We start from the raw sequence: 13,821 nt of genomic DNA, 5'->3' as shown, positions 1-13,821 counted from the left end.
ACTACCGAGATCCTAGATGCACGCTAGGTCATCTCTGGGCGGTCGGGCGGATGGTGAGGTGGCATAACCCCGTGCCCGCCCTCGTCGCCGCGAACCTGCACGTGGTGGTGTGCTGTGCGCTGTTCCCTGTCACTTGTGCACGATGCTGGGCTGCGTTGTAAACGAGGGAGTTGAACCCCCGCACTGCCCATCGTGCGCCAAGACCGGCGGCTGGCCGCCGGTGGGTGGTGTGCACGCTTTCGCGTCGACTACCTACGCCACCTCGATCCGTCAGTCCAGCAGTTCCACCTCCCAGTTGGCGCGTTGAATCCGCACGTCGAGTTCGCGCAACTGCCGGGCGATTTCGTCGGCGCGCGACCGCAACTCCGCAACGGGCAAGGCGGACAACATCTTCAGCTCTGAACGCAGCTGGCGCGCGTAGCCCGGCTGATTCTTTCCGGCGGCGGCGTCTGCCGAGGTGGTGAGCAGCGAGTGACGCAGGCGCAGGGCGTCCCTGCGGGCCAGCGCGTCGGTCAAGGTGCCGTCCGCACCCAATGCGGTGACCGCATTGGTGTGATTGATCCGCCGGATCAATGTCTCGAACTCATCGAGCACCTGACCCGCTTCGGCCAGCAACGCGGCGGCGTCCTCGGCGGGCTCCTCCCCTTCCTGGAAGCGCGCGCTGCCCGCGATGCGGGCGCGCAGTTGCTCGACGCGTCGCACCGAATCTGCCCGTAATGCCAAGGCTTCCGCCAACATCATGGTTCTCAACCCCTTCGGAACGGCTTTCTTCGGAGTCTAGGTACACCGGGATCCAATAATGGGCACCGAAGTTCTATCGGCCCATTAGATCGATAGCACTTGATTGAATCTCGTACATCGATATGGTCGAGGGCATGGAGTTGCGTCAGATCGAGTACTTCGTCGCGGTGGCCGGCGAACTCAGCTTCACCCGGGCCGCCGAGCGCGTCCACGTCGTTCAGTCGGCGCTGTCGACCGCGGTCGCCAAGCTGGAGCGCGAATTGCAGGTCCAGCTTTTCGACCGTTCCCGTCAGCAGATTCAGCTCACCGCGGCCGGTGAACGATTCCGCGTTCATGCCAACGACGTGTTGCGTGTCGCGCGCACGGCGGCCGACTCCGTCAGTGAGTTTCGCGGATCACTCTCCGGCACAGTCGAGTTCGGCTCCCTGATTTCATTCGGCCCGATGGACGTGGCTCGCGCATTGGGCGACTTCCACAGCGCGAACCCGTTCGTACGACTTCGGCTGCGGCTCAGCCAGTCCGGTGCGTCGGCCTACCTGTCGGCGCTGCTGGACGGCTCGCTCGACCTGGCGCTGGTATCGGTACCCAATCGATTTCCTCCCCAACTCGACATGCGGTTATTATTCGAGGAGCCAATGGTTTTCGTGTGCCGGGACGACCACGCGATGGCCCGGCGGAAGAGGCTGCAGCTGGCCGACGTTGCCGGTGAGGAACTCATCAGTTACCCGCCGGAGTTCGGATTGCGCCGATTGATCGATGACGCTTTCCACGCGGCCGGCGTCTCGCCGCGAACGTTCTACGAAGTGCCCGCGGGATTCGCCGATATCGCGGATCTGGTGGCCAATGGACTGGGCACCACGTTCATGCCCGAGTCCGAGGCCCGTCGCTTTCCCGCGTTGCGATCCGTCACGCTGAGCGACCCGGTGGTCTGGCAGGTGTTCCTCGCCTCTCCGCCCGCCGGCCAGATGACGCCGGCGTCCGCGCGACTTGCGGACACCTTGCTCGCGGCGGCGCCGCTTGCGGGCCACAGCCGCCAGTGACACCCGTCATGGCGGGAATGTATCCGGCGCGCGGAGCCTTGACCGTTGCGTAAGCGCAGTTCCAAAGCCAGCAAGCAGTTCCAAAGACAGCAGGGGAAGGTCTAACGAGATGAGCACAACACCATTGGACGGCAGGCGCGCACTGGTCACCGGCGGCTCGCGCGGCATCGGCGCCGAGATCGTACGGCGACTGGCTTCCGACGGTGCCGCCGTCGCCTTCACCTACGCGTCCTCGTCGGCCGACGCCGACAAGCTCGTCGCCGAAGTCGCCGCGAACGGCGGCAAAGCGGTGGCGATCCAGGCCGACGCCGCCGACCCGGCGCAGATTGCCGCCGCCGTCGACCGGACCGTCGCTGAAATCGGCGGATTGGATGTCCTGGTGAACAATGCCGGCACGGCCTTCATGGCGCCGATCGACGAATTTCCGGCGGAGCAGTTCGAGCGCTCGGTGGCCGTCAACGTCGGGGGCGTGTACTGGGCGGTCCGCAGCGCCGTCGGGCATCTCGGCGAGGGCGGCCGAATCATCAACATCGGCAGCATCAATGCCGACTGGGTGCCGATGCCCGGCCAGTCGGTATATGCACTCACCAAGGGCGCGGTGTCATCGTTCACCCGCGGCCTGGCCCGGGAACTCGGCCCGCGCGGAATCACCGTCAACAACGTGCAGCCGGGTCCGATCGACACCGACCTGAACCCCGACGAAGGAGACTTCGCCGAGTCACTGAAACGGCTCTCCGCACTGGGACGGTACGGGCACACCGGTGACGTCGCCGCCATGGTCAGCTTCCTGGCCGGCCCGGAAGCCGGATACATCACCGGCGCGAACATCAACGTCGACGGCGGTGTCACGGCCTGACCGGGGGGAGTTCTGCGCCACCCGTGGGATCACTCGCCGGGGGGATGGCTGACGGTGCCGCGGTGAGTACCTCTTCGAACTAGCCCAATCGAGGAGGCAAACATGTGCAGCACCAAAGATCCGACCGACCATTTCCGCACCACCTGCCCGCACACCGGCGAGTACTTCATCGACCGGTACAGCTGGCCGGGTATCTCGTCCATCGTCCTCGGTGTCCTGGCCCTGGCCGCCGGTGTGGCGGCCGCCGCTTACCAGCACTACGAGTGGTTGCCGACGTGTGGCGTGGTCGCGGTGCTGGCGATCGCCGGGGGCCTGGCGTGGCTGGCAGTGGAGCATCACCGCGTGATGCGCATCGAACGCGATTGGCACGCGGCGCATTCCGGTCCATCCGGTAGGCCGCCGTTGAGCGCGGTCGCGTAGCCCCCTCTCGTCCACCGCTCACGTCCGCCCCTCTCGTCCAAGGAAGCCGGGTGCCTGCCATCCTGGCTTCGATGGATGAGACTGAATCGGTACGCCGGATCTGGCAGCAGCTCGGCTTGCCCGGCATCGTCGATGTGCACACACACTTCATGCCGAAGTCCGTGATGGACAAGGTGTGGAAGTACTTCGACGACGCCGGGCCGCTGGTGGGACGGCCCTGGCCGATCGCCTACCGCACCGACGAACAACATCGCCTGGAGCAGCTGCGTGGTTTCGGGGTGCGCGCATTCACGTCGCTGGTCTATCCCCACAAGCCGCAGATGGCGGCCTGGCTCAATGAGTGGGCTGCGAACTTTGCCGCCACCACGCCGGACTGCCTGCACACGGCGACGCTGTATCCCGAGTCCGGCGTCGAGACTTATGTCCGGCATGCCGTCGACCAAGGCACCCGGGTGTTCAAGGCGCACATCCAGGTCGGCCGGTACGACCCCACCGACCCACTGCTCGACAAGGCGTGGGATGTCATCGAAGACGCGGCCATTCCGGTTGTGATGCACTGCGGATCCGGTCCCGCCCCAGGAGAATACACCGGTCCCGGCCCCGTGACGGCGCTGCTGCAGCGCCACCCTCGGCTGCGTTTGATCGTCGCCCACATGGGCATGCCCGAGTACAGCGAGTTCCTCGACCTGGCCGACCGGTATGCGGAGGTGCGATTCGACACCACCATGGCCTTCACGCCGTTCGTAGAGGAAACAATGCCGTTCCCGGTGTCCGAATACGGGCGGCTTCTGGGCCACGCTGACCGGATCCTGTTCGGCAGCGACTTCCCCAACATCCCCTACGGCTTCGTCGAGGCCCTGCGCGTCCTGACCCGGCTACCGGGTGTGGACGAAGTATGGATGCGAAAGGTGCTGCACGACAACGCTGCTGAGCTGTTCCAGCTGTCCGGGTAACTTCCGGGATTCAACGCCGCCCCACCGGGTAGACACGTGCCATGAACTTGCATGACCTGTTGAGTCGCGTCGAAGATCTCGAGGCAGTCGATCCGCCGGCCGCGGCTGCCTCGCACGTGGCGGGGCGTTTGCTCGGCCGTGGTCGCCGCGCCGATGTCCTGCGCGGATCGTGGCTCGGGCACCCGGTCCACCCGCTGCTGGTCACCGTGCCGATCGGCAGCTGGGTGACCTCAGCGGTCCTCAGCTTCGTCTTTGACGACGTGACCGCGGCCCGGCGGCTCCTCGCCGTGGGCCTGGCTGCAACACCGCCGACCGTGCTGGCCGGCTGGGCGGACTACCCGTCGCTCAACCGCCGACAGCAGCGCGTCGGGCTCGTACACGTGGCATCCAACGTCGTCGGCGTGATCGTGTTCGTGCTGTCCTACCGGGCTTACCGGAAAGAAAGGTACCGGTCGGCAAGGGTGTTGACCCTGCTGGGTTTGACGGCCCTCAGCCTCGGCGGCGCGCTGGGCGGTCATCTGTCCTACGCACAGGGCGCGGGCATGTTCCGCTGGCAGCCCCTGCGCCGGACAACATCAATTCCGTTGAGCGCGTAGCTGATACAGACCGTGCGTGGTCGCGACAACAGTGCCGTTTGCGTCAGTGACGACCGCATCCAGCACATAGTCGGACTTGCCTTGCGCCGCCGCCTCGGCTTCCACGCGGGCAATTGTCTCGTCATCCATGCTCGCCTCCGCGCGTAACGGCGTGGTCGCCATCGCCCGGAAAGCGATGTCGACGTTCTTCACCAGAGGGAAGTACTTGCCGGCATCGAACGTCGACAAAGCGATGATGCCGCCCAATACTTCGGCGACGGTGAACTGCACGCCGGCGTAAATCACGCCGAAGTGATTGCCGTTGCCCTCAACCGGCACCGTGGCGGCCGCGAAGCCGCGACGAGCCTCGACGACCTGCACGCCCATGTGGTCGGCGATCGGAATAGTCGATGACAGGGCGTTGTTCATCATCTCGACGAGTTGGTCGGTCACGTCGTCGATCGTCGCACACCGGCCGAAGAACGCCGTTCTCGCACTACTGTCTTTTCGGCTGCAGATGTAAAACTTGTCAACATGGCGACCGGCTCCTACCACCACGGCAACCTGCGGCAGGCGCTGCTGGATCACGCCGTGGCCCTGGCCCGGGCCGGCGGTCCGGACGCGGTGGTACTGCGCGACGTGCAGCGCGCGGCGGGTGTGAGTAACGCCGCGGCCTATCGCCACTACGCGGACCGACAGGCACTGCTGGGTGCGGTACAGGTCTACGCGATGACGATGTTGGGCGAGGCGATGATTGAGTCGATTGCCGCCGTTCCCAATCGCGGCCCGCGCAATCGTCGCGCCGTCGGCCGGTTGCGAGCCACGGGGCAGGCGTACATCGACTTCGCCCTCGCCGAACCTGGCTTGTTCCGAACGGCTTTCGCCCCCAGCGGGCCGCAGCAGACCGACCCGGTCGTCGCACCGGACCGTCATCCGTTTTACATACTCAGCGGCTGCATCGACGATCTCGTCACCACCGGAGTACTCACCCCGAGTCGCCGGGACGGACTCGACGAAGCCGCCTGGGCGGCCGTGCACGGGCTTTCGACGCTGTACCTCGACGGACCCCTGGCCGGGGCGGCCGCCGACCGCAAGCAGTTGATCACCGATCGCCTGCTCGACGTTATTCAAGAAGGCATCCGCTAGAGCGGAGATGTTGACAGCGATAACTTCTACTGCCATGCTTGCCGATGTTACTGCTGTCAACATAAGGCGGATCCGCGATGACCATCGACGCCCCAGACCGTTCCCATCTTGAGTCGCCGTCGGCGCGGGTCCGTCCCGCTGCCGTCCTGGCTGTCGTCCTGGTCGCCTCCCTGGCGATCAATGTGGAGACCACTATCGTCAATGTCGCACTGCCGACGCTCAATTCGGCACTCGGCGCGTCGACGCGCGGCCTGCAGTGGATCGTCGACGCTTACAATCTCGCCTTCGCCGCGCTGGTGCTGGCCGGTGGCACCATCGGGGACAAGTTCGGGCGCCGCGGGACTTTGATCGCCGGGCTCGTCCTCTTTGCACTGAGTAGCACGGGCGCCGCACTGTGCACCACGACCGGATCCCTGATCGCGATGCGGGTGGCGATGGGAGTGGCTTCGGCGCTGATCTATCCGACCACGCTGGCCATCATCACCGACACGTTCCGAGAGGCCCGTCAGCGGGCAGTCGCGATCGGTCTGTGGGGCGCCGTCACCGGCCTGGGGGTGGCGATCGGCCCGATCCTCGGCGGCGCGCTGCTCGAGGTGTTCTGGTGGGGCAGCCTCTTCCTGGCGCTGGCGCCCATCGCCCTCGCGGCAGCTCTCGCGGCGCCCGCGGTCATCCCCGCATCGACCCCTGACCCGGGGTCGCGCCTCGACCGCGGCGGACTGGTGCTCTCCGTAGCAATGCTGGGCGCCTTGGTCTACACCATTATCGAAGCGCCGGAACAGGGTTGGAGCTCGGCACGGACCCTGGGCGGCTTCGCCTTCGCGCTCGCGGCCGGAATCGGCTTCGCGCTGTGGGAGCGCAGGCAGCGCGATCCGCTCATCGACGTCACCCTGTTCACCAACCTGCGGTTCAGCGCAGCCAGCGGGGCCGTCACCGTGGCGTTCTTCGCCCTGTTCGGGTTCATCTTCCTGATCACCCAGTTCATGCAGCAGCTGCAGGGATTCGGTCCGCTGGGCACCGGCGTGCGCATTCTGCCGGTCGCGATTTCGATCGCCATCGGATCGATACTCGGCACCAGGCTGGCCGTCAGCAGGATCGGCACCAAAGCCGTTGTGTTCGTCGGACTGCTGATGATGGCCACGTCCTTCGCCTGGATCAGCACCTCTGATCTCAGCATCAGTTACCTCGAGATGGCCGCGCAGATGGTGCTTTTGGGCGGCGGCTTGGGCCTGACCACGGCACCGGCCACCGACTCCATCATGGGCGTGGTGCGTCCGGAACAGGCCGGCGCCGGATCGGCCGTCAATGACGCCACCCGTCAGGTGGGCGGCACCCTCGGTGTGGCGGTCATCGGCAGCGTCTTCTCCACGCTCTACATCCGTCATCTCACCGAAAGCCAAGCGCTGCAAGGATTGCCGCAACCGGCACGATCGGTGGCGCAGGAGGGTCTGGCGCAGGGCTTGGCCGTCGCGGGCCAGTCTCCCGCCGCGATAGCCGGCAGCGTGCGGGTCGCCGTCAGCGATGCGTTCTTGTCTGGCATGACTGCCGGCTGCCTGACCGCCGCGGCCGTCTGCCTGGCCGGAGCTCTCTTCGTGCTCGCCGTACTGCCCGCGCACCCGGTCGGGAACCGGGCATGAACAAGCGCGAGCGGTACGGTCCATGGGCGGTGATCACCGGCGCCAGCGACGGGATCGGTCGCGCCATCGCCAAACACGTTGCGGCAGAGGGCTTCGACGCCGTGCTAGCCGCCCGCAGTGAGGCTAAGCTGCAGGAGCTGGCCGGTGAGCTGGAGCGGTCTTACGGGGTCAAGACCCAGGTGGTCGCCGTAGATCTTGGTCAAACAACCGGCGTGGCAGCACTTTTGGACGCAACCGATGGGATGGACGTCGGCCTGGCGGTGTTGGCGGCCGGATTCGGGACCACCGGGCCATTCACCGCCACGGCGACGGCGGACGAACTGGAAATGATCGCTGTCAACATCACTGCCGTCGCACAGCTCACCCAGTCGTTCGCCGCCCGGATGACCGCACGGCGACGCGGCGGCATCGTATTGTTCGGCTCCATCCTCGGCTGGCAGGGCGTGCCCGGCCAGGCGAACTACGCGGCAACCAAGGCGTACGTTCAGAACCTTGCCGAGGGCCTGCACCGGGAACTCAAGCCGCGCGGCGTCGACGTGCTGTCGGTTGCGCCCGGACCGGTACACACCGGCTTCGCGGCACGTGCGGGCTTGACGATGAAGTCCGCTGCCGCACCCGAGGTGGTGGCCAAGGCGATGTGGTCTTCGCTTGGACGACGGGTGACCGTGGTGCCGGGAGGGCAGGCGAAGTTCCTGACGGCGTCCCTCAAGATGCTTCCCCGCCGTTACAGATCGATCATCCTGGGCCGAGTCATGGCGTCAATGCGACCCTGAGAATCTGCGCGAGTATTTGGCGCGGAATTTTGCGCCGGACGGCCATACGATTTTCTGACAGGCGGTGACCCTCGGGAGGTGACCGCGCCGGTTCGGAGGTCGACATGTCCTTTGTCACTGTGGTTCCAGACTTGTTGGCGGCGGCGGCCTCGAACCTGGGCAATGTCGCGTCCTCGATCGGCGTGGCCAACGGTGCGGCGGCAGGCCCGACGTCGGCGTTACTGGCCGCAGGCGGCGACGAGGTCTCGGCGGCCGTCGCCGCGGTGTTCAGCCAGCACGCTCGGGCCTACCAAGCGGTCAGCGCCGAGGCGGCGGAATTCCATCAGCAGTTCGTGCAGCTGCTCACCGCGGGTGCGGGCTCCTATGCCAGTGCCGAGGCGGCCAGCGCCAACCCGCTGCAGAATCTGATCGATCAGGTGAATGGGGTCACGGAAACGTTGCTGGGACGGCCGCTGATCGGCGACGGCAGCAACGGTGTCGACGGAACCGGTTCGCGTGGCCAGAACGGCGGATTGCTCTGGGGAAACGGCGGCAACGGCGGGTCGGGAGCGGCCGGCCAGAACGGCGGCCGCGGCGGCGACGGCGGGTTCTTGTTCGGCAACGGTGGCCGGGGCGGAACCGGCGGCGCCGTCCCCAATGGCTTTGCCGGCTTCGGTGGTAGCGGCGGCAACGCCGTCGGTCTGTTCGGCAACGGCGGCGCCGGCGGTGTGGGCGGCGCGGGCGGTACCGGGGTCGCCGGCGACGGCGGCAACGGTGGTAGCGGGGGGTTCCTGCTCGGTAACGGCGGCGTGGGTGGGGCCGGCGGGCGAGGCTTCGTCGCCGGCTGGGGCGGCTACGGCGGTGACGCCCTCGGCCTGCTCTACGGCGCCGGCGGTACCGGTGGCGCCGGTGGGGCCACGCCGTTCAACGGCGGCGTCCCGGGCTTGGGCGGTACGGGCGGCAGCGGCAACATCTTGTTCAACCTGATCAGCACCGGTGCCGCCGGCGGTGCGGGTGGGGACGCCGCGGGCGTGACCACCGGCGGCCAGGGCGGCCAGGGTGGCAGCGGCGCCGGGCAGTGGCTCGGGTTCGGCGGCGCCGGTGGCGTCGGCGGAGGTTCGGTGGGCGGCCACGGCGGTCCCGGTGGATACGGGGGCGACGGCGGCGCCTTCTTCGGTGTGGGCGGCGCCGGGGGTGATGGTGGTGTCGCGGGTGCCGGCGGCATCGGTGGGGTGGGCGGATTGGGTGGCCTCGGCGGCATCCTCTTCGGCCTCGGCGGCCACGGCGGCAACGGCTTCGGCGCAGCCAACCTCGCGGTCGGCGGCAACGGCGGCCAGGGCGGATACGGCGGCATCCTGTTCGGCATCGGCGGCCACGGCGGCAACGGCGGCATCGGAGCCACCCCGGGCATCGGCGCACCCGGAGGATTCGGCGCTTACCTGCTGGTCGGCCCGAATGGGGCGCCGGGGCTGACGCCTGCGTGAGTAGTCAGCGCGTTTGACGTCAGCGACCAGGAGTCGCGCCCACGGATTTGGACCGTCGGCACCACGCACACGGCGGCGCGCCGTGAGCAAGAAACGTCCTACTGACCGGCGTTCTGGGCCAGATCGATCGCGTACTGGCTCACGAAGTGGCCCGCCGAAGCGCCGCCGTTGCACGACCCGTCGGACTCACCCGGACGCTTGACCCACAGGTAGGCGTCCGCGTGCCCGCCCGCGGTCGCGGTGGTGGGCGGGGTGCCCAGGGCGCGCCCGGAGGGGTTGCACCAACTCAGCGCGGAGTCCGGCGCCGGTCCGACGCCGTTGCGCGACGTGTCGATCACGTAGTGCGCACCGCCCGTCATCCCGGAGATTGCTTCGCCGTAGCCGGTTTCCTCGTCGGTGCTGAAGAAGTTGGAGACGTTGAGGCTGAATCCCCGGGCGTGGCCGACACCGACCTGGTTGAGGCGGTTGGCGATCTCTTCGGCGCTCAGCCAGCGCGAGTGGCCCCCATCGACGTACACCGCGGCGGCGGGATCACGGGTCAGGGTGTCCACCGCGTAGCGGATCAGATCGAAGCGTTCCTGGCGCTGGTCGGCCGACAGGCAGTCGGCCATGTCCAGGGCATCGGGTTCGACGATGATCGCCGCCGGCGACCCGCCCAGCCCCGACGAGATGCTGTCGATCCACGCCCGGTAGTCCGCGCCCGACCCGAACCCGCCGGATGCGTAGCTGCCGCAGTCGCGATGCGGGATTCCGTAGAGGGCAAAGATCGGCATGCTGCCCGCAGCCTGCGCCGCGCCGGCATACGACGCGACCCGCCCGCCGACCGACCCGGCCGGAAAGGCCTGGTCCAGCCAGTAGGCCTGCGGGGTGTTGGCGATGGCGGTCAGCTGCGCACTGCCCGGGTTGGCGTTGTGCGCCCCCATCGCCGCCGACGCCGGGTCGACGTAGAAGGACTGTCCGGCCAACGGGTTTGACGAATCGACCAGACGCATCGCCGGGGCGGGAGCGGTCTGCGTCGAGCCCGCCAGGCCCATGGCCGCGACGGCCGCGACCGTGAGGAAAGGAGCGATCCACCGAGAAACTGCGCCTGCAGCTGTTGACGTCACGCCAGTAAAATAATGCCGAATTGTGATAATCGCCAATCCGCGGCGAGACCCTCGATGAGCCGGACCGGTCAGTGACCCTTGAACTCGTCCATCGAGTTGTAGACCCCGACGCGCCGGAGGTAGAAGTCGCGCAGCCGGATCGGCAGCACGGCACTGAGCACCTTGTTCATCTTCGACGTCCACGGGATGACGACGAATGGGCTGCCCTGCAGCATCGCCTTCCACGTCTCGGCGACGACGTCCTCCTGCTCGAGCATCGGAGTAAACAGGATGCCTTTGGCGCCGTCGAACATGCCGGTGTTGATGTACGTCGGGCACACGGTGGTGACCTTGACCCGCTCGTGGCCGGCCTGTTCGAGTTCCAGCCGCACCGAATCGGAGAAGCCGATGGCCGCCCACTTGGAGGCGGCGTAGGCGGCCATCCGGGGGATGGCGTTCAGCCCGGCCGACGACGCGATGTTGACCAGTCGGCAGTCGGTCCCGGCCTCGATCATCCCCGGCAAGAACTCGCGGGCGACCAGCATGGGCCCGATGGAGTTCACTTCGACGGTGAGCATGAAGTCGCGCGGGTCGTTCTCCCAGAAGTAGCCGTTCCCACGAACGATGCCGGCGTTGTTGAACAGCACGTGGATGGTGCCGACGGTGCTGCGGACCTGCGCCGCGGCCTCGGCGACCCGGTCCTGCGCGGTGACGTCGACCGTGTCGTAGTGGATGGTGACCCCGGACGCCTCCAACTCGGTGGCGGTTTCCTTCAGCGCGGTCTCGTTCGCGTCCCAGAGGGTCACCGAAGCAGCGCGCTCTTTGACGGCCTGCGTGGCGAATAGCTTGCCGAGGCCCATGGCGGCGCCGGTGACGAGAACGTTCTTCCCCTGGACGGATTCCATGACTGAGCTCCTCTGGGCATCTTCGGTGAAGCGATCGGGTAGCTCTTACCGTTCTATCTCATCGGCCGCGGTCGCCGTACCGAGGCGATGAGTTTGGCCGCGTCGACCGGTCTGTCCTTGCGACCGCGAACGTCGACCCCTGTCAGGAGAAGCCATGGGCCTCATCCACATTGAGCTGTTCTCCACCCTCGATCTCGTCGGACAGGCACCCGGCGGTCCCGACGAGGATCCGGTCGGGTTCCCGTTCGGCGGGTGGCAGGCACCGCTGATGAATGCGATCAGCGAGGCTCAGATCGGTGCCGCCTACGAGGGCACCGACGCGCTACTGCTCGGCCGGCGGACGTACGACATCTTCGCCGCGTATTGGCCGCATCAACAGGGCGGGCCGATCGCCGCGCTATTCAACCGTGTCCCGAAGTACGTGGCGTCGCGCGGACAGCGCGACCTGTCGTGGGCCGGGTCCACCCAGCTGGGCCCCGACCTGGCCGGAGCGGTGCGCGAGCTCCAGGACCGGCACGAGCACGTCAAAGTCGTGGGCAGCCTGAACCTGGTGCAGACCCTGCTGCGCGAGAAGCTCTTCGACCGCCTCGACCTCTGGGTGCATCCGATCGTGCTGGGCGTCGGGAAGAAGGTTTTCGACGGTGGTTTCGAAGGAGGCTTAGTACCGCTGAACCTGAGACTCCTGGAGCCGCCGGTGGCCAGTCCTACCGGCACGGTGTACCTGCGCTACGGGCTGTTGGACGGTACGCCCGCGACCGGTGACATGAGTGCGGCCCAAGGTCAGCCTTCGGGTCGGTAGCCGTCCAGGAACACTCGCACGGCGGCCTGGACCTGGTGCTCGACGTCGAGGGCGGACTCCACCGCGGGGCCGCCGCAGAACAGCGCCTGGTCGATGCACCGGCCGACCACCAGGAACGCGAAATGCTCTGCGGCAGTGTCTGGTTCGCCGCGCACTCGCAGCAGTCCGCGCTGGTCCAGCCTGGTGAAGCAGTCGGCGAAGGCCGACAGCATCCGGCGCGGGGCGCGGTCGTAGTAGAGCGCCGCCAGCTCGGGCAGGCGGTTGGCCTCGCCGACGACCAATCTGCGCAGTTGCACCACGGGTTCCCGCAGGACCGCGCGCAGATAGTCGCCGGCCAGTGCGGTCAGATCTCGTTCCAGATCGGTGGTATCCGCGAGCAGCGACACGCGTTCCAGGAACGCGGACACCGTGGTCTCCAGGACCTCGTCGACGATGGCCATCAACAATTCGTGCTTGTCGCCGAAGTGCTTGTAGACCGTCTGTTTCGACACTGCGGCCGACGCGGCGATGGCGTCGACGCTGGTGCCGTGATAGCCGCTGGCCAGAAACAACTCCTGTCCGGCGGTCAGGATGCTCATCCGTTTACGGGCCGAACGGCCCACCGGTTCGGTCATACCGGCCTCTCGTGTAGTACTGGACAGTCTAGTTTTGAGTACTGTACGGTCTAGTTTCATAGTGACATGGAGGTCGCCGTGACCAGTACCGATTGCCCGCCTCTCGTGGATCGCGTCACGAAGTCTCTCCTCGGGTACGGCGTGATCGCGGGTCCGATCTATGTGGTGTCGGTGGCGGTCCAGGCGGCGACGCGCGACGGCTACGACCCCACCCGGCATGCCGCCAGCCAACTCGCCAATGGCGACCTCGGGTGGATTCAGATCGCGACGTTTCTGGTCAGCGGCGCAATGACGATCGCGGCGGCGGTCGGGATCAGACGCGCGCTCGGCGCGGGACGGCGCGCGTCCTGGGCGGCCGGCCTGCTCGGCGGCTACGGACTCGCATTGATGGTCGCCGGTTGCTTCCGCGCCGACCCGTCGGACGGCTTCCCGCCCGGCACGCCGTCCGGCATCGGGCAGCCGAGCTGGCACGGGATGACGCACTTCGCCGTCGCCGGCGTCGGCTTCATCTGCCTGGTTGCCGCGTGCTTCGTGCTCGCCGGGTACTTCGCCCGCACACCCGGCGGTTTGCGATGGGCGTGGTTCTCGCGCATCACCGGTCTGGTGTTCGCCGGCAGCTTCCTCGCGCTGGCTTCCGGATCCGGCGGCACGGTGGCGATTCTGGCTTTCACCGGGGCGGTCGTGCTGGCCTGGGCATGGCTGTCGGCGGTGTCGGCCAAGCTGTACCGGAGCGTCGGGCGCGAATAGCAGCGCAGTTCGCCCGGAGCCGGCGCGATAGTGTGCTGGGGTCGGCCTCGACCAACAAGCCGATAGAACA

The 13,821-nt window shown here is 67.3% G+C and carries 16 protein-coding genes; 11 read left to right on the top strand and 5 right to left on the bottom strand.

All coding sequences use genetic code 11. The features are described 5' to 3' along the window. Positions 1 to 270 precede the first annotated feature (270 nt). Complete coding sequence (locus tag C0J29_RS00600; protein ID WP_120791200.1) at positions 271 to 741, bottom strand: DIP1984 family protein; 471 nt, start codon at positions 739 to 741, stop codon at positions 271 to 273. 134 nt (positions 742 to 875) lie between these two features. Between C0J29_RS00600 and C0J29_RS00595 the strand changes: the two genes are divergently transcribed. The 5 genes from C0J29_RS00595 to C0J29_RS00575 all read left to right on the top strand — a co-directional run bounded on the left by C0J29_RS00595 (position 876) and on the right by C0J29_RS00575 (position 4,606). Beyond that, a complete protein-coding gene (locus tag C0J29_RS00595) occupies positions 876 to 1,781 on the top strand; it encodes a LysR family transcriptional regulator (RefSeq protein WP_120794456.1) in 906 nt (301 codons plus the stop codon). 109 nt (positions 1,782 to 1,890) lie between these two features. Next, a complete protein-coding gene (locus tag C0J29_RS00590) occupies positions 1,891 to 2,637 on the top strand; it encodes a 3-oxoacyl-ACP reductase family protein (RefSeq protein WP_120791199.1) in 747 nt (248 codons plus the stop codon). Between the two features lie 102 nt (positions 2,638 to 2,739). Further along, positions 2,740 to 3,057, top strand: coding sequence for a protein UsfY (usfY, locus tag C0J29_RS00585; RefSeq protein WP_120791198.1), 318 nt, complete (start codon positions 2,740 to 2,742; stop codon positions 3,055 to 3,057). A gap of 71 nt (positions 3,058 to 3,128) precedes the next feature. After that, positions 3,129 to 4,010, top strand: coding sequence for an amidohydrolase family protein (locus C0J29_RS00580; protein WP_120794455.1), 882 nt, complete (start codon positions 3,129 to 3,131; stop codon positions 4,008 to 4,010). A 41-nt stretch (positions 4,011 to 4,051) separates the two neighbouring features. Next, the gene (locus C0J29_RS00575) at positions 4,052 to 4,606 is read left to right on the top strand and encodes a DUF2231 domain-containing protein (RefSeq protein WP_120791197.1); all 555 of its coding nucleotides are present in this window, start codon (positions 4,052 to 4,054) and stop codon (positions 4,604 to 4,606) included. Here the strand turns inward: C0J29_RS00575 and C0J29_RS00570 are convergent. Further along, a complete protein-coding gene (locus tag C0J29_RS00570; protein ID WP_308494763.1) occupies positions 4,586 to 5,173 on the bottom strand; it encodes a PaaI family thioesterase in 588 nt (195 codons plus the stop codon). The two genes, C0J29_RS00575 and C0J29_RS00570, sit on opposite strands and share 21 nt — an antisense overlap. On the opposite strand from C0J29_RS00570, the gene C0J29_RS00565 reads away from it, so the two are divergent. From C0J29_RS00565 to C0J29_RS00550, 4 genes are all read left to right on the top strand, one after another. Continuing rightward, the gene (locus C0J29_RS00565; protein WP_120791196.1) at positions 5,120 to 5,731 is read left to right on the top strand and encodes a TetR/AcrR family transcriptional regulator; all 612 of its coding nucleotides are present in this window, start codon (positions 5,120 to 5,122) and stop codon (positions 5,729 to 5,731) included. The genes C0J29_RS00570 and C0J29_RS00565 overlap by 54 nt on opposite strands. Before the next feature lie 77 nt (positions 5,732 to 5,808). Beyond that, positions 5,809 to 7,365: an MFS transporter gene (locus C0J29_RS00560; RefSeq protein WP_120791195.1), complete on the top strand. Its 1,557-nt coding sequence runs from the start codon at positions 5,809 to 5,811 to the stop codon at positions 7,363 to 7,365. Next, a complete protein-coding gene (locus tag C0J29_RS00555) occupies positions 7,362 to 8,138 on the top strand; it encodes an SDR family NAD(P)-dependent oxidoreductase (RefSeq protein WP_120791194.1) in 777 nt (258 codons plus the stop codon). Before C0J29_RS00560 ends, C0J29_RS00555 begins: the two co-directional genes overlap by 4 nt. A 104-nt stretch (positions 8,139 to 8,242) precedes the next feature. Further along, positions 8,243 to 9,601 carry a PE family protein gene (locus C0J29_RS00550; protein ID WP_120791193.1) on the top strand — a complete coding sequence of 453 codons (1,359 nt, stop codon included), beginning with the start codon at positions 8,243 to 8,245 and terminating at the stop codon, positions 9,599 to 9,601. Positions 9,602 to 9,699: 98 nt separating this feature from the next. On the opposite strand, the gene C0J29_RS00545 is transcribed toward C0J29_RS00550, so the two are convergent. Both C0J29_RS00545 and C0J29_RS00540 read right to left on the bottom strand, forming a co-directional pair. Beyond that, the gene (locus C0J29_RS00545; RefSeq protein ID WP_120791192.1) at positions 9,700 to 10,743 is read right to left on the bottom strand and encodes a glycoside hydrolase family 6 protein; all 1,044 of its coding nucleotides are present in this window, start codon (positions 10,741 to 10,743) and stop codon (positions 9,700 to 9,702) included. A gap of 32 nt (positions 10,744 to 10,775) precedes the next feature. Beyond that, the gene (locus tag C0J29_RS00540; RefSeq protein ID WP_065046010.1) at positions 10,776 to 11,591 is read right to left on the bottom strand and encodes an SDR family NAD(P)-dependent oxidoreductase; all 816 of its coding nucleotides are present in this window, start codon (positions 11,589 to 11,591) and stop codon (positions 10,776 to 10,778) included. 154 nt (positions 11,592 to 11,745) lie between these two features. Between C0J29_RS00540 and C0J29_RS00535 the strand changes: the two genes are divergently transcribed. Continuing rightward, positions 11,746 to 12,390 carry a dihydrofolate reductase family protein gene (locus tag C0J29_RS00535; protein ID WP_120791191.1) on the top strand — a complete coding sequence of 215 codons (645 nt, stop codon included), beginning with the start codon at positions 11,746 to 11,748 and terminating at the stop codon, positions 12,388 to 12,390. Here the strand turns inward: C0J29_RS00535 and C0J29_RS00530 are convergent. Beyond that, on the bottom strand, positions 12,372 to 13,004 hold the full coding sequence (locus C0J29_RS00530) for a TetR/AcrR family transcriptional regulator (protein WP_120791190.1): 633 nt from the start codon (positions 13,002 to 13,004) through the stop codon (positions 12,372 to 12,374). The genes C0J29_RS00535 and C0J29_RS00530 overlap by 19 nt on opposite strands. A gap of 78 nt (positions 13,005 to 13,082) precedes the next feature. Between C0J29_RS00530 and C0J29_RS00525 the strand changes: the two genes are divergently transcribed. Further along, positions 13,083 to 13,751 carry a DUF998 domain-containing protein gene (locus tag C0J29_RS00525; protein WP_120794453.1) on the top strand — a complete coding sequence of 223 codons (669 nt, stop codon included), beginning with the start codon at positions 13,083 to 13,085 and terminating at the stop codon, positions 13,749 to 13,751. Positions 13,752 to 13,821: the final 70 nt, after the last annotated feature.

The sequence above is a fragment of the Mycobacterium paragordonae genome, assembly GCF_003614435.1.
In the GTDB taxonomy this organism is placed as follows: Bacteria; Actinomycetota; Actinomycetes; order Mycobacteriales; family Mycobacteriaceae; genus Mycobacterium; species Mycobacterium paragordonae.
Note: the sequence above shows the minus strand (reverse complement) of the source record. Positions and strands in the feature narration are given on the sequence as shown.